This is a genomic window from Agrobacterium sp. 10MFCol1.1, from assembly GCF_000381165.1.
GTDB classification, from domain to species: domain Bacteria; phylum Pseudomonadota; class Alphaproteobacteria; order Rhizobiales; family Rhizobiaceae; genus Agrobacterium; species Agrobacterium tumefaciens.
In genome coordinates this window covers 60,280-86,115 of sequence record NZ_KB906081.1, presented here as the reverse complement: position 1 = coordinate 86,115, position 25,836 = coordinate 60,280, and the positions used below count along the sequence as shown (strand labels likewise).

At 59.8% G+C, this 25,836-nt stretch carries 24 protein-coding genes; 9 read left to right on the top strand and 15 right to left on the bottom strand.

The features are described from left to right. Positions 1 to 2: 2 nt before the first annotated feature. The 3 genes from argH to F617_RS0121655 are packed head-to-tail and all read left to right on the top strand — an operon-like array spanning position 3 to position 3,453. Entirely contained in the window at positions 3 to 1,517 is a 1,515-nt protein-coding gene (gene argH / locus F617_RS0121665) for an argininosuccinate lyase (protein WP_019566688.1), read from the top strand. Continuing rightward, positions 1,517 to 2,557, top strand: a complete 1,041-nt coding sequence (locus F617_RS0121660) for an ABC transporter ATP-binding protein (protein ID WP_019566687.1) — start codon at positions 1,517 to 1,519, stop codon at positions 2,555 to 2,557. The genes argH and F617_RS0121660 overlap by 1 nt, the downstream gene beginning before the upstream one ends. Beyond that, positions 2,554 to 3,453 (top strand): carbohydrate kinase family protein, encoded by a 900-nt coding sequence (locus F617_RS0121655; protein WP_019566686.1) that lies wholly within the window; start codon positions 2,554 to 2,556, stop codon positions 3,451 to 3,453. Before F617_RS0121660 ends, F617_RS0121655 begins: the two co-directional genes overlap by 4 nt. Positions 3,454 to 3,465: 12 nt before the next feature. Here the strand turns inward: F617_RS0121655 and betC are convergent, their stop codons facing one another. Both betC and choX read right to left on the bottom strand, forming a co-directional pair. Continuing rightward, positions 3,466 to 4,980, bottom strand: a complete 1,515-nt coding sequence (betC, locus tag F617_RS0121650; protein WP_019566685.1) for a choline-sulfatase — start codon at positions 4,978 to 4,980, stop codon at positions 3,466 to 3,468. A 14-nt stretch (positions 4,981 to 4,994) separates the two neighbouring features. Next, the gene (choX, locus tag F617_RS0121645) at positions 4,995 to 5,948 is read right to left on the bottom strand and encodes a choline ABC transporter substrate-binding protein (protein ID WP_026331005.1); all 954 of its coding nucleotides are present in this window, start codon (positions 5,946 to 5,948) and stop codon (positions 4,995 to 4,997) included. Positions 5,949 to 6,042: 94 nt separating this feature from the next. Here choX and F617_RS0121640 point away from each other — a divergent pair, with 94 nt between their 5' ends. After that, entirely contained in the window at positions 6,043 to 6,939 is an 897-nt protein-coding gene (locus F617_RS0121640) for a LysR family transcriptional regulator (RefSeq protein ID WP_004431240.1), read from the top strand. Positions 6,940 to 6,969: 30 nt separating this feature from the next. Here F617_RS0121640 and F617_RS0121635 read toward each other — a convergent pair whose 3' ends face one another. Both F617_RS0121635 and F617_RS0121630 read right to left on the bottom strand, forming a co-directional pair. Beyond that, positions 6,970 to 8,421, bottom strand: a complete 1,452-nt coding sequence (locus tag F617_RS0121635) for an aldehyde dehydrogenase (RefSeq protein WP_019566683.1) — start codon at positions 8,419 to 8,421, stop codon at positions 6,970 to 6,972. A 16-nt stretch (positions 8,422 to 8,437) separates the two neighbouring features. Beyond that, positions 8,438 to 8,635: a hypothetical protein gene (locus F617_RS0121630; RefSeq protein WP_019566682.1), complete on the bottom strand. Its 198-nt coding sequence runs from the start codon at positions 8,633 to 8,635 to the stop codon at positions 8,438 to 8,440. Between the two features lie 132 nt (positions 8,636 to 8,767). Here F617_RS0121630 and F617_RS0121625 point away from each other — a divergent pair, with 132 nt between their 5' ends. Beyond that, complete coding sequence (locus F617_RS0121625; RefSeq protein WP_019566681.1) at positions 8,768 to 9,643, top strand: helix-turn-helix transcriptional regulator; 876 nt, start codon at positions 8,768 to 8,770, stop codon at positions 9,641 to 9,643. Positions 9,644 to 9,730: 87 nt separating this feature from the next. Here the strand turns inward: F617_RS0121625 and F617_RS0121620 are convergent, their stop codons facing one another. Both F617_RS0121620 and F617_RS0121615 read right to left on the bottom strand, forming a co-directional pair. Continuing rightward, positions 9,731 to 10,474, bottom strand: a complete 744-nt coding sequence (locus F617_RS0121620) for an SDR family NAD(P)-dependent oxidoreductase (protein WP_019566680.1) — start codon at positions 10,472 to 10,474, stop codon at positions 9,731 to 9,733. Positions 10,475 to 10,500: 26 nt separating this feature from the next. Next, positions 10,501 to 10,890: a DoxX family protein gene (locus tag F617_RS0121615; protein WP_025594944.1), complete on the bottom strand. Its 390-nt coding sequence runs from the start codon at positions 10,888 to 10,890 to the stop codon at positions 10,501 to 10,503. A 153-nt stretch (positions 10,891 to 11,043) separates the two neighbouring features. Here F617_RS0121615 and F617_RS0121610 point away from each other — a divergent pair, with 153 nt between their 5' ends. Continuing rightward, the gene (locus F617_RS0121610; protein WP_026331004.1) at positions 11,044 to 11,427 is read left to right on the top strand and encodes a helix-turn-helix domain-containing protein; all 384 of its coding nucleotides are present in this window, start codon (positions 11,044 to 11,046) and stop codon (positions 11,425 to 11,427) included. Between the two features lie 5 nt (positions 11,428 to 11,432). Here F617_RS0121610 and F617_RS0121605 read toward each other — a convergent pair whose 3' ends face one another. The 4 genes from F617_RS0121605 to F617_RS0121590 are packed head-to-tail and all read right to left on the bottom strand — an operon-like array spanning position 11,433 to position 15,329. After that, a complete protein-coding gene (locus F617_RS0121605) occupies positions 11,433 to 12,245 on the bottom strand; it encodes an ABC transporter ATP-binding protein (protein WP_019566679.1) in 813 nt (270 codons plus the stop codon). Continuing rightward, the gene (locus F617_RS0121600) at positions 12,242 to 13,276 is read right to left on the bottom strand and encodes an iron chelate uptake ABC transporter family permease subunit (protein WP_026331003.1); all 1,035 of its coding nucleotides are present in this window, start codon (positions 13,274 to 13,276) and stop codon (positions 12,242 to 12,244) included. The genes F617_RS0121605 and F617_RS0121600 overlap by 4 nt, the downstream gene beginning before the upstream one ends. A 2-nt stretch (positions 13,277 to 13,278) precedes the next feature. Continuing rightward, positions 13,279 to 14,322, bottom strand: a complete 1,044-nt coding sequence (locus tag F617_RS0121595; RefSeq protein WP_019566677.1) for an iron ABC transporter permease — start codon at positions 14,320 to 14,322, stop codon at positions 13,279 to 13,281. Then, the gene (locus F617_RS0121590) at positions 14,319 to 15,329 is read right to left on the bottom strand and encodes an iron-siderophore ABC transporter substrate-binding protein (RefSeq protein WP_019566676.1); all 1,011 of its coding nucleotides are present in this window, start codon (positions 15,327 to 15,329) and stop codon (positions 14,319 to 14,321) included. Before F617_RS0121590 ends, F617_RS0121595 begins: the two co-directional genes overlap by 4 nt. A gap of 222 nt (positions 15,330 to 15,551) precedes the next feature. Between F617_RS0121590 and F617_RS0121585 the strand changes: the two genes are divergently transcribed. Then, positions 15,552 to 17,672, top strand: a complete 2,121-nt coding sequence (locus F617_RS0121585; RefSeq protein WP_026331002.1) for a TonB-dependent siderophore receptor — start codon at positions 15,552 to 15,554, stop codon at positions 17,670 to 17,672. Positions 17,673 to 17,803: 131 nt separating this feature from the next. Here the strand turns inward: F617_RS0121585 and F617_RS0121580 are convergent, their stop codons facing one another. Beyond that, positions 17,804 to 18,697, bottom strand: a complete 894-nt coding sequence (locus F617_RS0121580) for an AraC family transcriptional regulator (protein WP_026331001.1) — start codon at positions 18,695 to 18,697, stop codon at positions 17,804 to 17,806. A 244-nt stretch (positions 18,698 to 18,941) separates the two neighbouring features. Between F617_RS0121580 and F617_RS27250 the strand changes: the two genes are divergently transcribed. Next, positions 18,942 to 19,118 (top strand): hypothetical protein, encoded by a 177-nt coding sequence (locus F617_RS27250; protein ID WP_019566673.1) that lies wholly within the window; start codon positions 18,942 to 18,944, stop codon positions 19,116 to 19,118. 58 nt (positions 19,119 to 19,176) lie between these two features. On the opposite strand, the gene katG is transcribed toward F617_RS27250, so the two are convergent. Then, entirely contained in the window at positions 19,177 to 21,348 is a 2,172-nt protein-coding gene (katG, locus tag F617_RS0121570; RefSeq protein WP_026331000.1) for a catalase/peroxidase HPI, read from the bottom strand. A gap of 216 nt (positions 21,349 to 21,564) precedes the next feature. Here katG and F617_RS0121565 point away from each other — a divergent pair, with 216 nt between their 5' ends. Next, positions 21,565 to 22,485 carry a hydrogen peroxide-inducible genes activator gene (locus tag F617_RS0121565; RefSeq protein ID WP_026330999.1) on the top strand — a complete coding sequence of 307 codons (921 nt, stop codon included), beginning with the start codon at positions 21,565 to 21,567 and terminating at the stop codon, positions 22,483 to 22,485. A gap of 31 nt (positions 22,486 to 22,516) precedes the next feature. Here the strand turns inward: F617_RS0121565 and F617_RS0121560 are convergent, their stop codons facing one another. The 3 genes from F617_RS0121560 to F617_RS0121550 all read right to left on the bottom strand — a co-directional run bounded on the left by F617_RS0121560 (position 22,517) and on the right by F617_RS0121550 (position 25,829). Beyond that, positions 22,517 to 23,497 carry a DUF535 family protein gene (locus F617_RS0121560; RefSeq protein ID WP_019566671.1) on the bottom strand — a complete coding sequence of 327 codons (981 nt, stop codon included), beginning with the start codon at positions 23,495 to 23,497 and terminating at the stop codon, positions 22,517 to 22,519. 326 nt (positions 23,498 to 23,823) lie between these two features. Then, positions 23,824 to 25,158, bottom strand: coding sequence for a HAMP domain-containing sensor histidine kinase (locus tag F617_RS0121555; RefSeq protein ID WP_019566670.1), 1,335 nt, complete (start codon positions 25,156 to 25,158; stop codon positions 23,824 to 23,826). Continuing rightward, positions 25,155 to 25,829, bottom strand: coding sequence for a response regulator transcription factor (locus F617_RS0121550; RefSeq protein WP_004431205.1), 675 nt, complete (start codon positions 25,827 to 25,829; stop codon positions 25,155 to 25,157). The genes F617_RS0121555 and F617_RS0121550 overlap by 4 nt, the downstream gene beginning before the upstream one ends. Positions 25,830 to 25,836 lie beyond the last annotated feature (7 nt).

Genomic DNA, 25,836 nt, shown 5'->3' with positions numbered 1-25,836 from the left:
TCATGGCCGATATGAACCCGCGCCTGTCGGATACCAGCAAGTTTCCCGACCCAGTTTACAAGGAAACCGTGCTGCGTCCGCTTTTCGATGGCGCCAAGAACCACCATGTCGACGGTTTCCGCCGCATCGACCGCGCCCATCTGGTCATGCTGCGCGAGACCGACATTCTCGATGCGGACACGGCAGCAAAAATCGCCGAAGCGCTTGATGACATCGACAGGACCATCAATCCGTCGGAGCTGGTGTATACCGGCGAGGTCGAGGATTTCTTCTTCCTGATCGAAAAGGAGCTGAAAGCCCGCATCGGTGTCGATGTGGCAGGCCGCCTGCACACGGCACGCTCGCGCAACGACATAGATCACACGCTTTTCAAAATCGGCCTGAAAGACAAGATCGACACGCTCACTGCCAAGGCGCGGCTTCTGCTGGCCGCCCTGATCGACGCCGCCGAGCGCAATGAAAAGACGTTGATCGTCGCCTATACGCACGGACAACCGGCCCAGCCCACCACCTTCGGCCACTATCTTTCCGCCGCCATCGAAGTGCTGATCCGGGATATTGACCGCTTCACTGAGGCCCGGCGCATCGTCGATCTCTCACCCATGGGCGCTGCGGCCATCACCACGTCCGGCTTTCCCATCGACCGGGCACGTGTCGCCGAACTTCTCGGCTTTGCGGCACCCTTGCGCAATTCCTATTCCTGCATCGCCGCCGTCGACTATACGACAGCGACCTATGGCGCCATCGAATTGATGTTTCTACATCTCGGCAGGCTCATTCAGGACTTCCAGTTCTGGACGAGTTTCGAAGTCGGGCAGATCTACGTACCGAATTCGCTGGTGCAGATTTCGTCGATCATGCCGCAGAAACGAAACCCGGTCCCGATCGAACATCTGCGCCACCTTGCAAGCCAGACATTCGGGCGGGCAAGGACCATGCTCGACGTGATGCACAACACGCCCTTCACCGACATGAACGACAGCGAGGGCGAAACCCAGGGCATGGGTTACGAAGCCTTCGCCTCTGCCGGCCGGGTGCTCGATCTCCTTGCCAGCCTCGTCGGCAAGATCAGTATCGATCCGGAAAGGGTCGACCAGAATATTCGCCGTTCCTGCATCACCATCACGGAACTGGCAGATTCTCTTGTCCGCATCGAAGACCTGTCATTCCGCCAGGCCCATGAAATTGCCGCAACCGTCGCCAAAAGCGTTGTAGCGCTGAAGGGTGACCTGTCGAACGACGGTTACCAGCCGTTCCGCAGGGCGTTCGAGGAACTGGCAGGACGCGAGACCAGTGTCGATGAGGAAAAGTTCAGGCAGATCGTCTCGCCTGAGCACTTTGTCGCCGTGCGCAGCCGCTTCGGCGGCCCTGCCCCGGAGCCGATGCGCGAGGCGATTGCGGCCTATCGCGACAAACTTGCTGCGTTTGAAGCAGAAGCACAGCGATCCGCCGACTACGAAGCGGCAAAAGCCGCTGAGCTTGCAGAGAAATTTACCGCCCTGACGGGAGCGCGATAATGGCGACAATCGAACTCAATCAACTCGTAAAGCGCTACGGCAAGGTGGAGGCAGTCAAAGGCATCGACCTTGCCATTGAAGACGGCGAATTCGTCGTATTCGTCGGCCCTTCCGGCTGCGGCAAATCCACGACACTCAGAATGATCGCGGGTCTGGAAGAGATTTCGGGCGGAACGCTGAAAATTGCCGGAAACGTCGTCAACGAGAAAGAACCGAAACAACGCAACATCGCCATGGTCTTCCAGAACTATGCGATCTACCCGCATATGACGGTTCGCCAGAACATCGGCTTCGGGCTCTATACCTCAAAGCTCGACAAGGCGGAAAAGAACCGGCGTATCGAAGAGGCCGGTCGGGTGCTCGGACTTGAGGCATTGCTCGACCGTCGGCCCGCGGCTTTGTCAGGCGGACAGAGGCAGCGCGTCGCCATCGGCCGCGCCATGGTGCGCGATCCCTCAGCCTTCCTTTTCGATGAGCCGCTGTCCAATCTCGACGCCCAGTTGAGATCGCAGATGCGCATTGAAATCAAGCGCTTGCACCAACGTCTTAAGACAACCACCGTCTACGTCACTCACGATCAGGTGGAAGCCATGACGATGGCCGACCGGATTGTCGTGATGAAGGACGGCCATATCCTTCAGGTCGGTACGCCCTCGGAACTTTACGAGACGCCGGTGGACGTCTTCACTGCGCGTTTCATCGGCAGCCCGTCGATGAACCTGCTGCGGGGCAAAAGAACGACGAACAGCGTTACACAGTCTGCCGATGGCGATCTGCTGATTGGCATTCGCCCCCATGATCTGCTGGTTGGAGAAGGCGAGGCAACTCAAGGGTCCTTCTCGCTGGAGGGAACAGTGACAGCCGTGGAGCCGCTCGGCCCGGAAACGCTGGTTCATCTGGACACGCCCACGACCTCGGTCATCGCGACAGCAAGGGGCAAGGCCATTCCCACGGTGGGTAGCCGCTTGCAATGCGAGGCGCACGTAGGCGCGCTCTATCTTTTCGATGCCAAGACGGAAAAGCTTCTGGGCCGCGCATGATGACGACAGACACGGAAAAGTCAGCGGTCATCAGTATCGGCCGGATCTATTGCGACCTCATTTTCACCGGGCTTGACGAATTGCCGGTGCTCGGACGGGAGCTGTTTGCCAGCGACATGGAAATCGCCGCCGGTGGCGGGGCTTTCATTGCGGCTGCGCATTTCGCCCATATCGGTCGCACGGCCACGCTGTTGGCAAGGCTCGGCACCGACACCTTCTCACGCGCCATCGGCGAGAAAATGCAGCAAAGCGGTGTAGACCTGCAATTTCTGGAACACTCGGCAGATGCGGGCCCGCAGGTCACCGTCGCGACGGTGGTTGGCAATGACAGGGCGTTTTTGACACGGCGCGCCGGTATCGCCCGGCCATCGACCCTTGATGCCGCCTTTTCGTGGAACGGGGCCTGCCATCTGCACATCGCGGAATTCGCCACGCTGCACGAAATCCCCGATCTCGTCGCCCGCGCCAGGGACAGCGGACTGTCCGTCTCGCTCGATCCCAGCTGGGATGCCTCGCTGATTTACGACAAGGGCCTGCTCAAGGCGTGCGATGGCGTCGACGTGTTTTTGCCCAACCTCGAAGAAGCCGAGGCGATCACAGGCCATTCTGACCCTGAGGCGGCGGCCAGGGCCTTGTCGGGGTCGTTTCCTGTCGTCGCCCTGAAAGGCGGCGCAGAGGGCGCCTGGGTGTCCTCGCAAACAGGCCTACACCATGCGGCGGCGAAGAAGGTACCCGTCGTCGACACGACAGGCGCGGGTGATGCCTTCAATGCCGGTTTCATCGATGCCTGGCTTCGGCAGGCGGACGAGAAGCAATGCCTTGAGGCAGGCGTCGCGGCGGGTAGCCTTGCCGTGCAGGCCACGGGCGGCGCGCCGAGAACGACCGCCGCCGCATAATCCCTGCCAGCGTTATTCCCCGCGTGGAAAACGCTGGTTTTCCTCCAGCACGTTCAAGTCCATGTGGTTGCGCATGTAGCGTTCCGAGGCTTTCTGCAACGGCTGATAATCCCACGGGAAATAGGCGCCGTTTCGCAGCGCCTTGTAGACCACCCAGCGCCGCGCCTGACTTTCCCGCACCGATGCGTCGAAAACGGGCAGCTGCCAGCGTCGGCCGATTTCAGCCGAAAGCGATGACAGCACATCCGCGAATTCAGGATTGCCGGCAAGGTTTATCCGCTCTTCAGGATCCGTCTCGAGGTCGTAGAGCAACGGCGGATCCGCTTCGCAGACTGTGAGCTTGTAACGGCCATCCCTGATGGCGACGAGTGGCGCAATCGAACCTTCGGCGGCATATTCCATCGGCACCGGCCCGCGCTCGCCTGTTCCCGCAGCCAAAGCCGCAAGGTCTTCGCCATCCGTCCAGCGTTTCAGTGAGGTAATATCGAGGCCTGCCAGACCGCACAGCGTCGGTGTGACATCAAGCGTCGAAACCGGCGCGTCGATAAGCGCCGGTTTCCAGCCGGGTGCTGCGATCATCAAGGGCACACGGGCCGAACCCTCGAAAAAGCACATCTTGAACCACAGGCCGCGCTCGCCCAGCATGTCGCCATGGTCGGAGAGGAACAGGATGATCGTGTCCTCCTCCATCCGCGTCGCCTTCAATACGTCGAGAATTTCGCCGACCTTCTCATCGATATAGGAGATATTGGCGAAATAACCGCGCCGCGCCCGGCGTATCTCGTCGGGTGAAATATCGAAGGCCTGATGATCACAGGCTTCCAGCAACCGCTTCGAATGCGAATCCTGCTCCTCGAAGGGAAGCGCCTGTATCTGCGGATCGAGTGCCGGGCAATCCTCATAGAGATCCCAGAATTTCCGCCGTGCCACATACGGGTCATGCGGATGGGTGAAGCTGACGGTCAGGCACCATGGGCGGTCATCGAGCCGGCGCGACAGATCGTAGAGCTTGCGGGTTGCGTGATAGGCAACCTCATCGTCATATTCCATCTGATTGGTGATTTCGGCAACGCCCGCGCCGGTGACCGAACCGAGATTGTGATACCACCAGTCGATCCGCTCGCCCGGCTTGGTATAATCAGGCGTCCAGCCGAAATCCGCCGGATAAATATCCGTCGTCAGACGCTCTTCGAAGCCGTGCAGCTGGTCCGGTCCGACAAAATGCATCTTTCCGGAAAGGCCGGTGTAATAACCAGCTGCCCGCAGGTGATGCACATAGGTCGGAATATCCGACGCGAATTCGGCGGCATTATCGTAAACCCGCGTCCGGCTGGGCAATTGACCGGACATGAACGAAGCCCGGGCCGGCGCGCAAAGCGGACTTGCCGTATAGGTATTGGCGAAACGGACAGACCGCTCCGCCAACGCTTTCAGATGTGGCGCATGAAGAAAGTCGGCCGGGCCATCGGGAAAAAACGTCCCGTTGAACTGGTCGGCCATCAGGATCAGGATATTGGGACGCGGCATTTCACCCTACAGTCTCAGAGGCCAAGCTTGCCTTTGACGGCATCCGCACCCGGCTTGCCATCCAGCGTGGTAACGCCCTGCAGCCAGCCATCCAGCGATGTCGGATTGGCCTTCAGCCACGTCGCCGCCGCCGCCTTGGAATCCTCGCCACCGAGAATGGAACCCATCAGGGCATTTTCCATGCCGATATCGAATTTGAGGTTCTTGAAAAGCGTCGCCGCATTCGGGCATTTCTGCGGCCAGCCGGTACGGGCAAGCGTATAGACCTCGGCGCCACCGAAATTCGGGCCGAAATAGGCGTCACCGCCGGAGAGATAGGCGATATCGATCTTCTCGTTCATCGGGTGCGGCGCCCATGCTAGGAAGACGACCGCCTTTTTGTCTTTTCCGGCCCGTTCCACCTGCGCCAGCATCGCCTGCTCGCCGGATTCGACAAGCTGCCAGCCCTTCAGGCCGAAATCATTGGCATCGATAATCTTCTGAATGTTCTGGTTGGCGGGTGCGCCCGGCTCTATGCCGTAAATCTTGCTTTCAAATTCGTCAGCGTGTTTGGCAAGATCCGAAAAATCCTTCACGCCCTTTTCGGCCATATAGGAAGGCACTGCCAGGGTGAACTTGGCGCCTTCAAGGTTTTTCGTCAACACGTCGGCCGCCTTGGCGGCGTTGAGGTCGTCAACGAAGGATTTCTGGGCGGGCATCCAGTTGCCGAGAAAGACGTCGATCTCACCGTTTTTCATGGCCTGATAACCGATCGGCACCGACAGCGTCTTGACGTCGGCCTCATACCCCAAAGCATCGAGCAGAACCGAGGCGACGCCATTGGTGGCGGTGATGTCGGTCCACCCGGGATCGCTGAGGCGAATGGTCTTGCAGGCCACATCATCGGCGGCATAAAGCGGGGTGGAGAAGGCTGCCACGGACAAAAACAGACCGGCGGCGATGCGGTGCATGCGAGAAACGGTTTTCATTGCGGCTCCCCTTTTATTAGTCCAGTTTATTGAACACCACATTGTTTTTGCCTGTGAAGCGGGTATTTTTCGATGACTGATATAAGGAATTTCTATGACAGAGCGGCCGCTCGATCTTGGATGGATGCGCATTTTTACCGAGGTCGCGCGTCGCGGCAGCCTGACGGCAGCGGCGGCGTCCCTGCGGCTGACCCAGCCAGCTGTCAGCTATCAGATCCGCCGGCTGGAAGACGATCTGGGCGTTGCACTGGTGCGGCGTAAACATCGCGGCATCGAGTTGACGGCCGAGGGGCTAAAGCTGTTCGAGATCGTCTCACGCAATGTCGATGCCATCGATCTTCTGGCCCAGCAACTTCGCCGAACGGAGGAACGGCAGACAATCCGCCTGCACACGGACTATGCCTTCTCCTCTCTCTGGCTCATCCCACGCATGCATGGTTTTCGCGCGCTCAATCCTGACATCAACATCCAGATCGTCGCCACGCAGGATCCGCTCGGACAGGGCAAACACGACAGCGACGTGATGATCATCTTCGGCACGCGGCAGGATGCCGGCGACGGCGCGGTGCTGCTGCTTTCGGAGAAGGTCACGCCCGTCTGTTCGCCGGCGCTTTTGGCGGAGCAGTCGGCACCCGAAACCGTGGCTGATTTTTCGCGGCTGAAACTCATCCACCTCGAAAATACCTCACAGGCGCACTGGTTCGACTGGGCGTCCTATTTCAAGCATTTCGGCGTGCTGAGAGGCGCGGAAAACGAAAGCGGAGACATCAGCTTCAACAATTACACCATGGTGGTTCAGGCGACGATCGGCGAACAGGGTTTTGCCCTCGGCTGGGCGGGACTGGTCGATCCGCTGGTCGAGGCAGGCGTGCTGGTGACCGCAGGCCCGAGTCTGGATGCGCCGGGTCGCGGCTACTGGTTGCTGAGGCCGAAAAGCAGCGACAGTGCGGTCAGAAAACTCACCGGCTGGCTGATCGACGAGAAGCGTTGACGTAACCAGCCAGCCGGTGATGCTTCCGGCTTAAATCGGGTAATGCAACGGTCCGTCCTGCAGCGTGACCCATCGCAGTTCGGTGAATTCCGCAATGCCCGAAGTGCCGCCAAAACGGCCGTAACCGGAGGCCTTCACCCCACCGAACGGCATCTGCGCCTCGTCGTGAACGGTGGGTCCGTTGATGTGGCAAATGCCGCTTTCGATGCGTCCGGCTACCGCGAGTGCTTTTGCCTGATCCCTGCCGAAAATAGCTGCGGAAAGACCAAACTCGGTTTCGTTGGCGATACTGACTGCCTCATCGACGCTGCCGGCGCGAATGATGGAAACGACTGGGCCGAAGCTTTCTTCGGAATAGAGCCGCATCGCAGAGGTCACGCCATCGACGGCAAGCGCATCCAGCATGGTACCATTGCCGCCTCCGCCGGCCACAAGGCGTGCGCCTTTGGCAACGGCGTCATCCACCAGCGCCCGGATGCGGGACGCGGCCTCGGCGCTGACCAAGGAGCCAAGCGGCATTTTTCCCTCCCGAGGGTCTCCCGCTTTCAGGCTCGCCGCTTTTTTGGCAAAGGCCTCGACAAAGGTGTCGGCAACGCTGTCGAGTACGATGATGCGTTCCGTCGACATGCAGATCTGGCCCTGGTTCATGTAAGCGCCAAAGGCGGCCGCAGCCACTGCTGCATCGATATCGGCATCATCAAGCACGATGAAGGGTGCCTTGCCGCCAAGCTCCAGAAGCGCTGGCTTCAGGTAACGGCCCGCCGTTTCCGCAATGACACGACCGACGCGGGTCGAACCGGTGAAATTCACCCTTCTGACAGCCGGATGGGCGATCAGTGTTTCAACGATTTTCGCCGCATCGTCCGGCGCATTGGAGACGGCGTTCAGCACACCTTTCGGCAGACCTGCCGAAGCGACGGCCTCGATGATCAGCGCATGGGTGCGCGGGCAAAGCTCCGAGGTCTTCATCACCACGGTGTTGCCACAGGCAAGTGGCGTGGCGATGGAGCGTACGCCAAGAATGACCGGTGCATTCCATGGCGCGATGGACAGAACCACGCCTGCCGGCTGGCGAAGTGCCATCGCCGTGGTTCCCGGGCGGTTGGAGGGAATGATTTCGCCCTTTATCTGGGTCGTCAGGCTGGCCGCCTCGACCAGCATGTCGCTGGCCAGCATCACGTTGAAACCGGCCCAGGCATCCGTCGCGCCAATCTCCTCTTTCATCGCCAGCGTAATCTGCGGCCCGGCATCGCGGAGCGCCTGCGCCGCGGCAAGAAGCAGGCGACGGCGTTCGCCGGGCGGCGTTGCCGACCAGACGGGAAAGGCTGCGGCTGCGGCATCGGCCGCACGTGTGGCGTCCTCAGGGGTTGCCGCCGCCGCACTGGTTGCCAGGTCCCCGGTAATCGGATTGTTGCGCTCGAAACGCTTACCGTTTGCGGCCGGGCAATGGTCGCCACCGACGAAAAGATTGACAGTCTGCATGGTCTTCCTCCTGAATTCAGAAAACGGTGGCGGCGGCACCGCCGAAAAACGCCCGTTGCAAGGTGGGACGGGAGGAAAGGGCTGCTGCCGTCCCCGCCCCTGCGATCCTTCCGGTTTCCAGCAGATAATCGCGATCGACAAGGGCAAAGCTTCCGCGAACACCCTGTTGCGCCAGCGCAAGGCAGGACAGCGTTCTGCGCTTCATACCATTCATGATTTTCCTCCAACGGCGCAGTAGCGGGATTGCCATTCTCCTCAAGGCTTCCCTGCGCTGATGGAAGTTTAGCAACGACAGGCGCATATAAAATGCACTAATGTAATACATTATTGTACTTTTGGAGGGTGAATGCCGCATCACGGCCAGATAGCTGCTAACAGGATCGAAACGACGGCGCGCATGCTGACTTCGTCCCTGCGCGTGTCGGAGTTCAAGCTGGAACAGGGCGCAGCCCATCTTGTCCTCGTCTCAGCCGGTGAAGCGGAGATCATTCAGGGCGAAAAGACACTTGTGGTTACCGCGCCGGGGCTGGCCTGGCTGCCTGCCTCCGGCCCCGTCGGCCGCCTGCGGCTGAATGCCGGAAGCCGCGGATCACTGCTGAAAACGACTGAAATCGGCCTTGCGCATGCCATGCCAACCGGAACGAGCGCAATCATGGTGCGCAGCACATTGCAGCGCGTTCTGACCCGGACGCTGGCTGAAAAAGACAGCCAGGAACTGGCGGGTTATCTCGACACCATCGCGGATGAGAATTTCCGGTCATCGACAGCGTCGGATACGATTATCGCCAGCCTGTTATCCGTCACCCTTATCCGCATCTGCCAGCATGCCATGGCCGAGGTCGCGGGCGCGGCTTCCACCGCAGGCAGCCTTACGGAGCGGTTTGTTCTACTTGTCAGTCAGCACAAACGCGACCAATGGGGCGTGGAAGACTATGCGGGTCAACTCGGCGTCAACCGTGAACGTCTTGGATTTGTGGTGCGCAAGGCAACGGGGCTTTCACCACAGGCCTATATTCACCGCGAACTGCTTTCCGAAGCGCGTGACCTTCTTCTCAACTCTTCACTGCAAGTCGCTGAAATTGCGTTTCGATTGGGATTTCAGGATCCTGGGTATTTCAACCGCTTCTTCACCCGCAATGAAGGCACGTCTCCCGGCCGTTTCCGGCGAATGGCGATGCGCATACAGAACGTAGCACCGCCGTCCTATGCCGCATGGCCTTGAGTTCTGCCCGGCAGGTGCAAATCAGGAGCGGCAGAAGAGACAACGGAGCGAAGTGCCGGCCTGTTTGCCCGGCACTCCAACGGGGCGTTAGCGGGCGCTGTCGATAATCTGGCCGCCGTCCGGGGTCAGGCTCGAGCCTGTAATGAATCTCGAATCGCTACTTGCGAGGAAGAGAGCGACCGGAGCGACATCCTCTTCAGGGGAACCGTAACGACCAAGGGCATTCGTGGGAGCAGGAGCGTCGACGCCCGCACCCCAGGTGTCGGCAACCGGAAGCAGGTTGTTCACGGTGATATTGTCAGGACCCCATTCGCGCGCAGCAGATCTCGTCAGGGCGCGGACGGCCTCCTTGGCAAGGTTGTAAGGTCCATACGGCGACATGCCGAGAATACCGGCCAGCGACGCGAAATTAATGATCCGGCCCTCGCCACTGGCCTTCAAGTACGGATAACAAGCCTGCATCGTGCGAAGATAGGCGATCGGCCCCATATCGAGGTTTCGTTGCAGTTGCTCGACGGTGAGCTCAATGATCGGGGAGTGGACGACAGTCGGGTCGAACGCGACATTCACGAGAATGTCGATGCCGCCAAATACCTCCGCTGCCTCAGCCACAGCCCGGGTGATCTGTTGGCCATCGCCAAGATCACAGACGATGCCGAGCGCGGTGCCACCACTGGATTGTATCTGACTGACGACCGCGTTCACATTTGCAGGCGTCAAGGACAATACCACGACCTTGGCGCCCTCCCTTGCAAAGAGTTCTGCCGTCGCACGGCCAATCCCTCTGCCTGCGCCCGCCACGATGGCTACTTTTCCGGTCAGTTTTCCCATTTTGATTTCCTTTCGTGATGAATGCGTCAGAGCTGCCGTGCAAGGGCATAGGGGGATGGGACTTCGCGTGCAGCGTTCTGCATGGCGAAGGAAACGACGAGCAGCCCGAGCCCGATGGCGGCAGGCAGTGCGCCGGCAGGTTTGCGGACGCCGATATGTGCAAGGCCGGACAGCAGCAGGTGAAACAGTACCCCCGCATACGCCAGATCGCTGATGGCGACGTTGAACCGCGCAAGGATGGCGATGACGGCGGCGATCTTCACCGCCGTCAGAAGAGGCACGAGGTAGGCAGGGTAACCGAATCCGGTTATCGTCTCCCTCACCCAGTCGGATTTGACGACGTAGGTGACTGCCGACGCCAGATAGAGCAGGACGAGAAGGGTTGTTGCGACCCAGTAGATATAGAATGAAGACATGGGATATCCATTGCCGCCGAATGTCTTCGGCAGCTTGATTTGTTCAATATTTTCGTTGTTCCGGAACAGCTTGGGGCTCATGATCCGGCGTTCACATGGAAAATGTGCTATTGAATGAATATGCGCAAGTAGGATGAATTTGGCGTGGTAAGTATGGAAAACCAGACTAATGGCGGTGGAGCCATTAACATGCACGAGGAAATGCGTCGCGCTTTCGCGCTGCTTTCCGGCAAGTGGAAGCTCGAAATCATGTGGCTTCTCAACCAGCGGATCTATCGTTTCAACGAGCTGCGCAAAGCCATTCCCGGCATCACACAGCACATGTTGACCTCTCAATTGCGTGAGCTCGAGGCTGATGGACTGGTCTCTCGCACCGTCTTTGCAGAGGTTCCGCCACGCGTGGAATATGAAATTACGGCAAAGGCGAAAGGACTTGGCCCGACCATGGAGGCATTGATGGCATGGTGGAACGAGTACGGCGCGAGCGTTCCGGTTAAAACCACCACCCGTGGACGCAGACGGTCACCGCAAAAATAGATGGATTATTGCGGCCGTTGCGCCGCCGTCCTGTGCCGCCCGATCGGCAGCATCATTGGTTTGCCCGACGTCGGGTCTTCGATGACACGGCTTTCTATGCCGAAGACGTGCCGCACGTTTTCTTCCGTCAGCACCTCCTCCGGCGTGCCGCAGATATGCAGCTTCCCACCGGTCATGGCGACCAGATGATCAGCGTAGCGCGCCGCGAGATTGAGATCGTGCAGCACCATGACGATGGTGGTCTGACGGGCATGGTTGAGGTCCGTCAGAAGATCCAGCACTTCCACCTGATGGCTGATGTCGAGGAAGGTGGTGGGTTCGTCGAGCAGCAATATCTCGGTCTCCTGGGCGAGCGCCATGGCGATCCATACGCGTTGCCGTTGCCCGCCGGAGAGTTCGTCCACCGGCCGCTCGGCAAGTTCGACCGTATCGGTGGCGGCGAGGGCTGCGGCCACGGCCTCATCATCCTGGCGCGACCAACGCGCGAAAAGGCCGTGATGCGGGTGCCGGCCGCGGCTGACCAGATCGGCAACGACGATGCCCTCGGGCGCAATCGGTGACTGCGGCAAAAGACCCATCCGTCTTGCAAGTTCGCGCGAGGGAAGACGGTGGATCGACTTTCCGTCGAGCAGGACCTGACCGGCGCGGGGAGAGATAAGCCGCGACATGCTGCGAAGAAGCGTGGACTTGCCGCAGGCATTGGCACCGACGATGACGGTTATCTGGCCGCGCGGAACGACAAGATCCAGCCCTTCGATGATGAGGCTATCACCGTATCCGGCCGAAAGACGGTTCACGGAAAGGGAGTGGCTGGTCATAACGAGCCTCCGCTGCGGTTCACCCGCACGATAAGGTAGATCAGATAGGGCGCGCCGAGCGCGCCGGTGACGACGCCGACCGGGTAACGGCCCGGCAGCAGGAACTGGCCGCAATAATCGCCCACCAGCACCAAGGTTGCCCCAACGAGCGCAGCCGGAATGAGCAGCGACCCATTGCTGCCAACGATGCGCGCGGCAATCGGCCCGGACAGAAAGGCGACGAAAGCAATCGGCCCCGAAACTGCCGTGGCAAAGGCGATCATGCCTACGGCGGCGATAATCACGATGATGCGCGTTCTCCCCACTTGGACCCCAAGCGCCGCGGCCGCATCATCGCCAAGCCTCAATGCCTCGAGATCGCGCGCGCGACTGAGCAGCAGGCCGCCAAAAAGGATGAGCGCAACGAAGAGCGGCAGCGTCTGGGCAAGTTTTGCGCCGTTGACGCTGCCCGTCAGCCAGCGCATCGCCTCCTGCAGCGTCCAGGCCGGTGCAACGGACAGGATATAGGCGATGAAACTTTCGAGCATGGCCGAAACGCCGATGCCGACAAGGATCAGCCGCGTTCCGGCAACCCCGTTGCGGAAGGACAGCAGATAGACCAGCAATGCGACGCCAAGCCCGGCGACAACGGCAAACACCGAAACGAGCGGTCCACTCAGATGCAGGACAACGATGGCAAACACCGCTGCCACGCTTGCGCCGGAACTGATGCCGATAATGTCAGGGCTGGCAAGCGGGTTGCGCAGCATGATCTGGAAGGCGACACCACCCAGCCCGAAGCTCAGACCCGCGAGAACGGAGAGCAGCGCGCGTGGCAGGCGCAACTGCCCGACCGTGAAAGTGACCCCGGCAATGTCCTCTCCGAGCAGCACCCGCAGGACGTCACCGGGCGGCGTGAAGCATTGTCCCAGCATCAGCGTCAATGCGAAAACCGCGATCAAAAGAGCTGAAAGGGCTGCTATGACAAGGCGACGCCGGCGCTGGCGGTCGTGACGATTGGAAACCAATGTTTCCATGACGGACGTGTGCATGTTCACAGTTCGCGTACCCGCTGACGTCTGACGATCCAGATGAAGAAAGGTGCGCCGACAAGGGCGGTGACGATACCGACATCGAGTTCGGATGGCCGCGCAACGATGCGCCCGACAATATCGGCCGCAAGCAGCAGACAGGCGCCGCCGAGCGCGGAAAATGGCAGAAGCCAGCGATTGTCGACGCCAACGAGCAGGCGGCAGAGATGCGGAACGACCAGCCCAACGAAACCGATTGGCCCGCAGATGGCAGTCGCCGCGCCGCAGAGGAGGATAGCTCCAAAGGATGCAATGGCTCTCGCGACCACGACATTCTCGCCAAGACCGGCAGCCAACTCATCACCAAGCGCCAGAGAATTCAGCTTGCGTGCCGAAAGAAGGCTGATGGCAAAACCGGCGGCGAGGAACGGCAGCACGGTCTCAATCCGGTCAAAGGTCGCACCACCGACACCGCCGATCTGCCAGGAACGGATGCCGCCGGCAATATCGCTGCGCGGCAACACGACGGCAATGACGAGTGAGGAGAAGGCGACAGAGGTGGCGGCACCGGCCAGAGCGAGTTTCAGCGGCGTTGCCCCACCGCGTCCGAGCGAGCCGACGACATAAACGAAAACCGCAGCCGCACCCGCCCCGACAATCGCCGTGATGATAAAGGCCTGCGCCGAGGCAATGCCGAACCAGACGATGGCGATAACGACGGCAAGTGATGCGCCCATATTGACGCCAAGAATACCGGGATCGGCAAGCGGATTGCGCGTAACGCCCTGCATGATGGCGCCAGCGAGCCCGAGCGCTGCCCCGGACAGCAGGGCAAGCAGCGTTCGCGGCAGGCGAACCGCCACAGCCGCTTCCGCCACCGTCTCCACGCGACCGGCAAGCGCTGCGGTGATGTCAGCGAACGTGACGTCACGGGTGCCAATCGCCACGGAAAGCGCACATAGCAGCACCAGAAGCGCCAGCACGGCGCTGAGCCATGCGGTCCGCATGCGGTTGGAGCGGCCGCTCGGCAGCACGGCCGGACCTTTGGCAGGCCCTTCCATTGTCATTTCGCTTTACCGGAGGACTTATCCGCTGCTTTCGCCAGAAGATCGGCGTAGTCCTTCAAAACCCAGGAAATCGACAGCGGTGTGGGATTGGATGCGGTGCCGAGCGGATCACGCCCCAGCATGACGATGGCGTCATGGGCAACGGCGGGCATGCGGGCAAGCAGCGGATCGGCCCGCATCGCCTTGAGCAATGGCTGGCTGCCATAGGTCACGACGATATCGACATCGTCAAAGGCATCGACGCGCTCGGCGCTGACGCCGGCGGCGAATTGCCCCGGTTTCGTCGCCTCCGCCACGCTCTTCGGCGAGGTCAGCCCAAGATCGGTGAAAAATTTCACCCGGCTGTCATTGGCGGTATAGAAATTGACGACACTGAGATTGGTGGCGTCGAGATGGGTGACGAACATCGCAGACTTGCCTTTCAGCTGCGGATGGCCGGCAACCACCTGCGCGATCTCACCCTCGATGCGTTTGATCAGCGCCTCACCTTCCGGCGCCATGCCAAGCCCGGCACTGTTCAGCCGGATCATCTCGCGCCAGTCGGTTGCCCACGGTGACACGGGATAGGCAACGACCGGTGCGATCTGGCTTAGCGTATCGTAGTCGGACTGGCTGAGGCCGGAATAGGCGGCGAGGATGACATCCGGCTGCGTTGCCGCCACGGCCTCGAAATCGATACCATCACCCTCGTCGAACAGAACAGGCTTTGCAGCACCCATTTCAGAAAGCTGCTTCGCCACCCACGGCAGCAATCCATCACCGTCATCATCGCCGAAATTGGCAGCGGCAAAACCGACGGGCACGATGCCGAGCGCCAGCGGCACCTCGTGGTTTGCCCAGGCGACGGTCGCGACACGCTGAGGTTTCCTCGCAATCGTGGTCGTGCCGAAGGCGTGTTTGATGACGACGGGATAGCGCGTCGCCTCTTCCGCCGAGGCAATGGTCGGCGCGATCATCGACAGGAAAAACACGAATGCCGGCGCGAGGCAGCGAAACAGGAAAAGCATGGGCGAAGCTCTCAACGGTTCAAAAGTGGACTTGAACTCTCAGCTTCACATGCCTCCGTCAACCCCGGTGAGGAAATGCCGCCACAACAGTGGTGAAATTTCCGGGGTTTTGTACAAAACCGCAAAAAGTTACAATACCGGACAAACTTTCTCAAGTTATTGGGCGCTTCGAGAGCGGGCCGTGGAAGCGGCGATTGGGGCATCAACTTCTGGAATTTAGCAATGAAAACTGAAATGAATGGCGTCAACGGCGGGACCGCGCGACTGCGCTACGGGCAGGCAGCCCTTCTTGCCTGCACGGCGCTTGTGACGGTGCTGCCCGCTCGTTCGCTGGCACAGGAGGCCGCCAATACGGGCGGTAGCACGGTTCTCGAGCGCATCACCATCGACAGCGGTGACAATGACCAGAAGTCGATCGTCGCCACCCGCACGACAAGCGGCAGCAAGATGGCAACCGACATTCTCGATACACCGGCCGCCGTTTCCGTCATCACCGCCAAGGAAATGCAGCAGCGTGGCGTGCAGACCGTGGAAGAAGCCTTGCAATACACGGCAGGTGTGACCACGGATTTCTACGGCTCGGACGACCGTTTCGACTATTTCAAGATTCGCGGTTTCGACGCCTACACCTATCGCGACGGGCTGACGCTCGGCCGTCCCTTCGGCGCGCTGCGCGAAGAGACCTATGCCTATGAGCGCGTGGAAGTCCTGAAGGGTGGCAATTCCACGACCTTTGGCGTATCCGATCCCGGCGGTTCGGTGAACTACTCGACCAAGGTTCCCAAACGCAGCCGCTTTGGTGAGGCCTATGTGACAGGCGGTTCCTATAGCCGCGCAGAAACCGGCTTCGATTTCGGCGACAACATCACCAGCGACGACACCCTTTCATACCGCCTGACCGGCAAACTCAGAAATGCCGACGCGGAATATGACTATTCCCGTGACGATGAAAAATTCTTCATGGGCGGCCTGACATGGCGGCCCACCGATGCCACCAGCCTCACCGTCGTTTACGATCATCTCAACAAGGACGGCGTTCCCGGCGGCGGCGGCCATCCGGTCGGCTCGCATTTCGACAGGAGCCGTTTCTTCGGTGAACCGGACTATAATTACCGCGGCACCAACCGCAATTCGCTGAGCGTGATGTTCGACCATGATTTCGGCTCTGGCCTGACGCTGAGTTCGAACGCGCGCTACAGCAAGGCAAATACCGATTTCGGTTATGCGTATATCTCGTCCACACCGACCAATGGCTCGACCATCGCCAACCGTTCCTATTTCGGCAACGAGACCGAAACCGAGAATTTCCTGATCGACACCCGGCTGCAATATGACGCGACGTTCGAAAGCGTCGAAAGCCGCAGCCTTGTCGGCGTTTTTTATAACGACTACTCGTCCGGCAGCAAAAGCTACTTCGGTTCTGCGCCAGGCATCAACTGGCTGAACCCGGTCTATACCGGTGCGCCCGCTTCGGTGCCGCTCTACGCCAGCTCGCTGACGGATCAAAAGACAAGGGCAATCTACCTCCAGCAGGACCTGACCTTCTTCGACAGGCTGACCGTCAGCGCCGGTCTGCGCAATGACTGGATCGACACCGACCAGACCAACAGGCTGAACGGCACGACGGCAAGCGGCGACATCAGCGAACTGACAAAGCGCATCGGCGTGTCTTACAAGGTCACGAACGAGATCGCGCCCTATATCAGCTACGCCGAATCCGTGGTGCCGGCCTCGGGCCTGACCGTCGAGCCCGAACGCGGCGAGCAGATCGAGCTTGGCGTGAAGTATCGCCCGGATGCCTTCCCTGCCCTGTTCACGGCGTCGATCTACGACCTCAAGAAGAACAATATTACCGTCACCAGCCCGATCACCAGCCTGCCCACCACCATCGGCGAGGTGCGCGTGCGTGGTCTCGACCTCGAGGCCAAGGCGGAGGTTACCGACGAGCTGAGCCTGACGGCGGCCTATTCCTATCTCAACGCGGAAATCACCGAAAACGGCATCGCTGGCAATGTCGGCAACCGCCCGCAATTCGTGCCTGAACATCAGGCCTCGCTTTGGGTAAACTACACGCTGGCTGGCAACGACAAACGCGGTGACATGACCTTCGGGCTCGGCGGACGCTTCACTGGCGCGTATTATTTTGATGATGCGAACAAGGTTTCGACCGGCAGCAGCGTGACCATGGACGCAGCGTTCAGCTACAAAATCCAGGAAACCACCTCGCTGGAGGTGAATGTTTCCAACCTCTTCAACGAGAAGCACGTCTCTTATGGCGGTTTCGGCGCAGACTTCTACAACCCCGGCCGAGCGTTCTCGGCTACGCTGCGCAAGACGTGGTGAGGATAAGTATATCCCTACTTTTCAACATACTACGTAACCATCCTAACGTTCCACGTCATCCCCTGGGGTGACGTAGAACGAAGCTCAAGGCATGCGCCGAACCCACTCCGCGCGCACGGCAAGGCGCCCGTTCAAAGCAGCCTGTGCATGCGCCGCCAGGCGGCTGGCGTATTGCCCACGGACTGGCGGAAGGCTTTGGTCAAATGGGCCTGATCGGAAAAGCCTAGCTGGGCGGCAATATCGGCCACCGTCAGATCGCCTTCGAGCAACAGTTTCTGGGCAAGGCTTATCCGCCGCTCCAGTTGCCATTGCAGCGGCGTCTTGCCCGTTGTCTGGCGGAACACGGTTGCGAACCAGCTTTCCGAAAGCCCGACGATGTCGGCCATTTCTGCAACCGTCATGCGGTCTTCACCGCGGCTTTCGACACGGGCAAGCAGCTTGTTCATCTGCGCCTGCGTCAGCCTGCCATTTACCTGTTCCGGCGAAGATCCGGGAATATCGAGAAGACCGGCAACGATGCTGCCAACAAGGCTTTCCGCATAGACCGCATGTTTCGAAGGCTCGGCGAGTTCATCGACGAGCAGTCCAGCCAGTGTTTCAACCGAACCGATATCCTGTATCTCGACCGGGCGGTGCAAGGCTGTCATCGCCGCCGAACTGCCGACCGATGGCGACAGGAAACGCAGCAGACGGTCCTTGTGGATATGCAGATTGAGGTGCGAAAACCTGTGCGTAGCATTGCTGCTCGTCCACATCGGAACACCGGCCGGCACATAGACCGCCCGCGTCATGGGGCGGGAATGCTGCATGAACTCGCCGTCGCGGTTGGAAATGCTGATGCGCGACGAGACATCGTTGAAAAATATCATGATACGCGGATCGGCGGCCAGGTAATAACCCTTCGCGCCCATCTGGCTCTCTGCCTCCCAGAAAGCGCTGACGAGCCCGTCCAGCTGGCGCCATTTGACCGGCGCAGTGACGCTGATCCCTTCCGTGTGCCAGGTCATGGAGTGCCAGAAACTCAATGCGGGTACCGTTCAGTTGTCGAGCCGAGGTTGTAAGACATGCGCGTCACGATAACGGCGCCGCACGCTCCACCATATGAGGCCGCAATAACATGACTTATCAATTCATGTTAATAGCAAAGATGGTTGTAATGCAAAACATTGCTGTGCTGCCAGTCGATCCCGCTCCAATGTGAGCCTTGGAACCTCTGCCCCGACCAGCCGTTTGATCTCCAGACAAATGAAATCACGAAGGGAGATCACTATGAACGACAAAAAGGAACCCGGCGATTTCGCCGACAAGAAGCGCGAAGAGCAGGGCCGCGGCGTCATCGTCGCTGGGCCGGATGCGCATGAGAATGAAAAGGGCGGCAAGGCGCCGGCGGATAGTGGCGAAAAGCCATCGCCCGGAAAACCGGTTCCATCGTCCGACCGCAGATAGAAAATTGCCCCTCCCTGATCGCTCAGTGAGGGGCTTTTTTTTGGACTAGTCAGCCTTATCAGACAAGGTCGAAACGGTCGGCGTTCATGACCTTCGTCCAGGCGGCGACGAAATCACGCACGAACTTTTCCTTGTTGTCGTCCTGCGCATAAACTTCCGCGTAGGCACGCAGGATGGAGTTGGAGCCGATAACGAGGTCCACGCGGGTCGCCGTATATCGGGTTGCTCCGGACTTGCGATCGCGAATCTCATAGAGATTGCCGCCGGTCGGAACCCAGGAATAGGCCATATCCGTCAGCGTTGTGAAGAAATCGGTGGTCAGAGCACCTGGAGTCTGCGTGAACACACCATGCGCTGCGCCGCCGTAATTGGCGCCAATGACGCGCAGGCCACCGATGAGAACGGTCAGTTCCGGCGCCGTGAGGCCCAGAAGCTGAGCGCGGTCCAGCAGCAGTTCTTCAGGGCTGACGACATAGTCTTTCTTCACCCAGTTGCGGAAACCATCCGCCAGCGGCTCGAGTGGGGCAAAGCTCTCTGCATCAGTCTGCTCGGCTGAGGCATCGCCACGACCGGGTGCAAAAGGCACGGCGACATCGAAGCCGGCTGATTTCGCCGCCTGCTCAACACCGTAGTTGCCGGCGAGAACTATGACATCAGCGATGCTGGCGCCAGTCTCACGGGCAATCGGCTCCAGCACCGAAAGCACATGGGCCAAACGGGCGGGCTCGTTGCCTTCCCAGTCCTTCTGCGGCGCAAGGCGGATGCGCGCACCATTGGCGCCGCCGCGCTTGTCCGAACCACGGAAGGTACGGGCGCTGTCCCATGCGGTCGAGACCAGATCGGCGACCGCCAGACCGGAAGCGGCGATCTTTGCCTTTACGGCAGCGACATCGTAGCTCGTGGAACCTGCCGGGATGGGATCCTGCCAGATCAGGTCTTCTGCGGGAACATCCGGGCCGAAGTAGCGGGACTTCGGGCCCATGTCGCGGTGGGTCAGCTTGAACCATGCGCGGGCAAAGACCTCGGAGAAGTGGTCCTGGTCATCCTTGAACTTCAGCGAAATCTCGCGGTAGATCGGATCGACCTTCAGGGCCATGTCGGCATCGGTCATCATCGGGATGGTGCGGATCGAGGGATCCTCGACGTCAACAGGCTTGTCCTCTTCGGCAATGGTGATCGGCGCCCACTGGGACGCGCCAGCCGGGCTGTGCGTCAATGTCCACTCATGCTTGAACAGCATGTCGAAGAAGCCGTTGTCCCACTTGGTCGGTTCGCTTGTCCAGGCACCTTCAATACCGGACACCACGGTGTCACGGCCGATGCCGCGACCCTTGGTGTTGATCCAGCCGAGACCCTGATATTCGGGGCCTGCTGCTTCCGGATCGGGGCTGAGGTTGGCGGCGCTGCCATTGCCGTGCGACTTGCCGATGGTGTGGCCGCCTGCGGTGAGCGCGACGGTTTCTTCGTCATCCATGCCCATGCGGGCAAAGGTTTCGCGCATCTGCGCGGCTGTCGCAAGCGGATCGGACTTGCCGTTGACGCCTTCTGGATTGACGTAGATGAGACCCATCTGCACGGCGGCAAGCGGATTTTCCAGCGTCTCGGGCTTGGTTACGTCACCGTAACGACCATCGCTCGGTGCCAGCCATTCCTTTTCGTCACCCCAATAGGTGTCTTTTTCGGGAGCCCAGATATCCTCGCGGCCGAAGGCGAAACCGAACGTCTTCAGACCCGCGACATCATAAGCGATCGTTCCGGCAAGCGCGATGAGATCGGCCCAGGAAATCTTGTTGCCGTATTTTTTCTTGATCGGCCACAGCAGGCGGCGGCCCTTATCGGTGTTCACATTATCAGGCCAGGAATTGAGCGGTGCAAAGCGCTGGTTGCCGGTGTTGGCGCCGCCGCGTCCGTCCGTCACGCGGTAAGAACCGGCCGCATGCCAAGTCACGCGGGCCATCATGCCCACATAGCTGCCCCAGTCGGCCGGCCACCAGTCCTGGCTTTCCGTCATCAGGGCGCGCAGATCGGCCTTCAGGGCTTCCACGTCGAGCGTCTTTAGCGCTTCGCGGTAATTGAAGGAGGTGCCGAGCGGATTGGTCTTGGTGTCGTGCTGATGCAGGATATCGAGGTTCAGCGCGTTCGGCCACCATTCGGTAACCGATTTACCGGAGGCCGTATTGCCTCCATGCATGACGGGACACTTGCCAGCCGGTTTTGAAGTTGCGTCCATTTCGCCCTCCGATGGGTTTAGTAATTAAACGACATAGTCAATTCGACATGCGCAGCATGTTGGAACCACAGCCCACAGCAGGTCATCCTTACGGAAAGCGCGCAGTGACGCTGGTGATACCGAACAGCTACATCCTCTTTCTGTCATGACGATGACTAACAGCCGGGTTCCATAATTTCCAATTGTATATTCTAAAGGCTGCGATATGCTCAGCTTATGATTGGACTATCGATGAAACACCTGCGTTATTTCGACGCCTTGGCGAAGATCGGCCATTTCGGGCGGGCGGCGGAGGCGTGCTCCATTTCCCAGCCAGCACTTTCGCTACAGATCAGGGAACTGGAAGAGCTGATCGGCGCGCCGCTCGTCGAACGGGGCAGCCGCCAGATCAGGCTGACCGCTCTCGGCGATGAATTCGCCGAACGCACCCGCCTGATCCTGCGTTCAGTGGATGAATTGCAGGATTTGGCGAGGGCAAGGCACGGCCCGCTCAGCGGCCGCCTGCGCATCGGCGTCATTCCAACGGTCGCGCCCTATCTTTTACCGCAGGTCATCAAGACGCTCACCCGGCATTATCCGGGACTGGAAACGCGTCCGCGCGAAGCGGTGACACAGAAACTGATCGAGGACCTCCTGGAAGCCCGGCTGGACATGGCAATCGTGGCGCTTCCGGTGTCTGAAGCGTCGCTGGAAGAGGTTCCGCTGTTTTCCGAGGAATTCATTCTGGTCCGGCCGATGGAGGATGCGGGGATGCCGGTGCCGAGCGCTGGCAAGCTCGGTGAAATGCGCCTGCTGCTGCTCGAGGAAGGCCATTGTTTCCGCAATCAGGCACTGTCTTTCTGCAGTACAACGAACGCGCCGCCGCGCGTGCTGATGGAGGGCAGTTCGCTCTCGACGCTGGTCCAGATGGTCGGCGCCGGCATCGGCGTCACGCTCATTCCGCAGATGGCTGTCGATATGGAAACGCGGCAATCCACCGTCTCGGTATTTCGGCTGGCAGAGCCAAGACCATCCCGCACCATCGGCATGGTGTGGCGCAAGAGCAATCCGCTCTCGGCGCAGTTTACCCACATTGCCGAGATCGTCCGCGAATGCGGCCTGCAAAAACTCGGCCGTGCTGCCGATGCAGCGGCATGACGGTGTCGACGGCCAACTCGGATCTGTGGCCTCAACTCTTCGCAGCACTCCCAGCTTTACCCTCGCAAAGCCGGTCGGCCATGGCAAAAAAGGCAAGCTTCATCTTGCTGCGTTTGTCCGCGCCCTCGAGGCTTGAAACCGGTACCTGAAAACCGAACACGTCGTCCGGCTCGGCGGAACGTTCCCGCCAGAATGCGTCTATGTCGGAAAGCAACATTCTCTGCCGCCGCGCGCGACGATAATTGATCGGATGTCTGGCGTGGGAGACTGCGAAATAGGAACCCGCTTCCGTCTCTATTAGACCTTGCAGCAGCATCAAAACGGCATCCTTCGGGCGAAGACCCGCAAGGTCGCGCGTTACTGCCACCATCTCCTGCTTTGCGGCGCGTGGCCCCTGCATGCCGCCAACGGCAATCGTCCTGTACCCTCCCCCATCCTGCGTCACGAAGATAAACTTCGTCGTCCACAAGGTGACGTCGTCACGGGTTCTGATCAGCCGAACCGCGAGAGCGCCTTCGTGGCGGCCGCCACATAAATCCGCAAGAGCAAGCGTGCAGCGATATTCGTCAGCACGGCCGCCTATGGTGCCGATTTCGATCGTTTTTCCACTCCAGAGCGCAGCCATAACCTCTCTGGAAAAACAACCGCTGGCGATGGCGAAATTCTTCATGAGAAAATCCAGCCGTCTTCCATAGGAGATTTTGCCGACGAGGAATTTCGACAGGGGTTTCTGAAGAAGCTCGTCATGCGGCGGTGGCAGTTTTTGCGTCGCCGAGAATCGGGACAGAAACCGCCACCACCGAAGAGTTACAAGCGGATGAGCCAAAAAACGCATCCAGAAAAGGAAACCCCGTTTCCAGTGGGCGCGCATAACGAAGGTCACAACGCTCCAGGCCAGGGGAAAACGGAGGAGTTCCATCCCATCGCCAGTCATGGTTTGCGCAGCGATGACCGGCTCGGGTTTCGCCGAGTTTTTTTCCGCAGCGAATGCGGCGATTTCAGTATGCGACATCGTAAAATTCCGGGGAGTATGACTGTTTGGACTGGGGCGTGGAGTGATTTGGCCGGGACTGTGCGCGCCCAGGATGAACCGAATATGAAATCGGATTGGTGCTCTGCTGCGATCATAGGCGCTGCAGCATTGCCCGAGGTTCCGGGCCGCCGACGCGCATTTTACGCGCCGGTTTCTCGCCGGAAATCCGGAAGAAAACGATCCGGTGGGTGCGTCACTGTGAGTACTCCGGTTGGCACGGTTGATCCCGTGCCCACACATTATGACCGCGAACGTTGCGGCAGCATTACAATCGCCGCGACCGGTCTACAGCGCGCAAAGCGCTATCAGAATCGAACCCGGAACGTGCTTCCAGAGGGGTTGCTTTCCAGCACGATACGGCCGTTATGATTGGCGACGATCTTCTTGACGAGGCTGAGGCCAAGTCCCGCGCCCGTGCTTTTCGGCGTGACCCGATAGAAAGGTTCAAATATCCGCTCCTGCTGGTCCTCGGGTATGCCCTGCCCCTCGTCGGAAATCGCGATTTCGCCGTTTGCGAGAACCGAGACATGGATCAGCCCCTTGTTTCCACCATGGTCGATGGCGTTGCGCACGATATTGCTGATGGCGCGCGGCAGGGCGAAGGGGTTGCCTTGCATGTCGTATTTTTCGATCTGCGTTTCGAAGGAGATGTCGTAACCTGCCGAAAGCGCAAGCGGCGCGAGCTCTGCCACCACCGTACGGGCGATATCGACCAGGTCCACCACCTCGCGCCGGTCGTTCACCTGATCGTTTCGCTCAAAGGCCAGAAGCTGTTCGGCGGTTTCACCGAGCCGCGCGACATCCTCCATCAGGCGCTGCTGGTCAGGTCCGGGCAGGCCCTCTATCCGGGTCTGCATGATTGCAATCGGCGTCCTCAATTCGTGCGCGGCATCGATCAGAAAACGTTGCCGCGCCTGGAACTGCTCTTCGAGCCGCTCGAGAACGCTGTTGAAGGAAACGATCAACGGAACGACTTCGCGCGGCACATCTTCGACAGGAAGCTTCGAACCCGGTCGTCGCGGGTCGATCTCCGGTGCTTTTTTGACGACGGAACTCAGGCCAGCAAGCGCCCGGCGCACGATGTGTGGCACGGAGAAAAACACCGCAGGCAAAAGAACCGCCAGGAGGGGGACGTAAATCGGATAGGTGCCGGCAAGAAGCGTCAGAAACGACGCTCGTGCATTAGAGGTTCCGCCGAACATGATCCTGACGGGCCCCGACGTCGTCTCGATACTTTCAGCCGAAGCGACCTCGGATATGCCGCTGCCGCCGCGAATATCGGCGTCCGTCATCAGATGAACGTAGCGCGCCAGTTCGGCATAAACAGCCGGTACGGTGCCGAAGGTGGCCGCGTGACCGTCAGGCGTCGAGACCACGAACCACAACGTCTCATTCTTCGCCTTCAAGGCACGTAATGCCGGCCCCTCGGTAACGACTAGACCCTTTTGCGGATCAAGCGACAGCGACTCGTCAAGCGTCGCCGACAAATCGTTCCAGAGCCCGATATTGGGCGAGAGCTTCATCACCCCGTAAACGCAGAGCCCGACGATGACGACAGCGATCATGGAGGAGACGACAATGCTGAGCTGCCAGCTCAATTGCCACCACAAGGAGGGATTGGACTTGCCCTGCGCCTTCATGTGTCTTCCCTGAGCAGATAACCGATACCGCGAATATTATGCACGCTGACCCCGGCAGAAGCGTCGAGCAGGCGTTTGCGCAGTCGCGATATATGCGCATCGAGCGCATTGGACTGGATTTCCTCCTCGTAGTTGTAGACGGCGGCCTCAAGCGTCGAGCGCAGCACGGATTTGCCTTTTCGTTTCGCCAGCGTGATGAGGACCATCAGCTCGCGCCTTGGCAGATCGAAGGGAAGCGAGTTGATCGTGACGCTGAGATGAAGCGGATCGATCACGATGCGGCCTGCAGCGATTTGCGACGGGGCGATGCTTGCCGGCCTTCTCAAAACCGCGCGCAGCCGCGCCAGCAGTTCGCCGACGAGAAACGGCTTGCCGAGATAGTCGTCGGCGCCGCCATTCAGCCCCTCGATCCGCTCCTCCGGTTCGTTCATCGCCGTCAATAAAATGATCGGCGTATCGATACCGGCGCGGCGCAGCTTTGGAATGAAGGTAAGTCCCTCCCCGTCCGGCAGACGACGGTCGAGCAGAATGGCATCATAGACATGCTGGCGCGCCAGCTCCATCGCATCGCCGAGCCGCATCGTATGGTCGATGACGATCCCCTGCTTGCCGAGCGTCGTCGACAGCGCATCCGCCATTTCCTTTTCGTCCTCAATCAACAGAAGTCTCATTTGCCAC

Excerpts from the sequence above, each read along its gene's own strand:
- F617_RS27250 (WP_019566673.1), top strand. The coding sequence starts at position 18,942 with ATGAACGACAAAAAGGAACCCGGCGATTTCGCCGACAAGAAGCGCGAA.
- F617_RS0121560 (WP_019566671.1), bottom strand. The coding sequence starts at position 23,497 with ATGTCGCATACTGAAATCGCCGCATTCGCTGCGGAAAAAAACTCGGCG.
- F617_RS0121660 (WP_019566687.1), top strand. The coding sequence starts at position 1,517 with ATGGCGACAATCGAACTCAATCAACTCGTAAAGCGCTACGGCAAGGTG.
- F617_RS0121565 (WP_026330999.1), top strand. The coding sequence starts at position 21,565 with ATGATTGGACTATCGATGAAACACCTGCGTTATTTCGACGCCTTGGCG.
- F617_RS0121600 (WP_026331003.1), bottom strand. The coding sequence starts at position 13,276 with ATGCACACGTCCGTCATGGAAACATTGGTTTCCAATCGTCACGACCGC.
- F617_RS0121625 (WP_019566681.1), top strand. The coding sequence starts at position 8,768 with ATGCCGCATCACGGCCAGATAGCTGCTAACAGGATCGAAACGACGGCG.
- katG (WP_026331000.1), bottom strand. The coding sequence starts at position 21,348 with ATGGACGCAACTTCAAAACCGGCTGGCAAGTGTCCCGTCATGCATGGA.
- betC (WP_019566685.1), bottom strand. The coding sequence starts at position 4,980 with ATGCCGCGTCCCAATATCCTGATCCTGATGGCCGACCAGTTCAACGGG.
- F617_RS0121595 (WP_019566677.1), bottom strand. The coding sequence starts at position 14,322 with ATGACAATGGAAGGGCCTGCCAAAGGTCCGGCCGTGCTGCCGAGCGGC.
- F617_RS0121635 (WP_019566683.1), bottom strand. The coding sequence starts at position 8,421 with ATGCAGACTGTCAATCTTTTCGTCGGTGGCGACCATTGCCCGGCCGCA.
- argH (WP_019566688.1), top strand. The coding sequence starts at position 3 with ATGGCCGATATGAACCCGCGCCTGTCGGATACCAGCAAGTTTCCCGAC.
- F617_RS0121630 (WP_019566682.1), bottom strand. The coding sequence starts at position 8,635 with ATGAATGGTATGAAGCGCAGAACGCTGTCCTGCCTTGCGCTGGCGCAA.
- F617_RS0121655 (WP_019566686.1), top strand. The coding sequence starts at position 2,554 with ATGATGACGACAGACACGGAAAAGTCAGCGGTCATCAGTATCGGCCGG.
- choX (WP_026331005.1), bottom strand. The coding sequence starts at position 5,948 with ATGAAAACCGTTTCTCGCATGCACCGCATCGCCGCCGGTCTGTTTTTG.
- F617_RS0121620 (WP_019566680.1), bottom strand. The coding sequence starts at position 10,474 with ATGGGAAAACTGACCGGAAAAGTAGCCATCGTGGCGGGCGCAGGCAGA.
- F617_RS0121550 (WP_004431205.1), bottom strand. The coding sequence starts at position 25,829 with ATGAGACTTCTGTTGATTGAGGACGAAAAGGAAATGGCGGATGCGCTG.
- F617_RS0121590 (WP_019566676.1), bottom strand. The coding sequence starts at position 15,329 with ATGCTTTTCCTGTTTCGCTGCCTCGCGCCGGCATTCGTGTTTTTCCTG.
- F617_RS0121555 (WP_019566670.1), bottom strand. The coding sequence starts at position 25,158 with ATGAAGGCGCAGGGCAAGTCCAATCCCTCCTTGTGGTGGCAATTGAGC.
- F617_RS0121605 (WP_019566679.1), bottom strand. The coding sequence starts at position 12,245 with ATGACCAGCCACTCCCTTTCCGTGAACCGTCTTTCGGCCGGATACGGT.
- F617_RS0121610 (WP_026331004.1), top strand. The coding sequence starts at position 11,044 with ATGGAAAACCAGACTAATGGCGGTGGAGCCATTAACATGCACGAGGAA.
- F617_RS0121640 (WP_004431240.1), top strand. The coding sequence starts at position 6,043 with ATGACAGAGCGGCCGCTCGATCTTGGATGGATGCGCATTTTTACCGAG.
- F617_RS0121585 (WP_026331002.1), top strand. The coding sequence starts at position 15,552 with ATGAAAACTGAAATGAATGGCGTCAACGGCGGGACCGCGCGACTGCGC.
- F617_RS0121615 (WP_025594944.1), bottom strand. The coding sequence starts at position 10,890 with ATGTCTTCATTCTATATCTACTGGGTCGCAACAACCCTTCTCGTCCTG.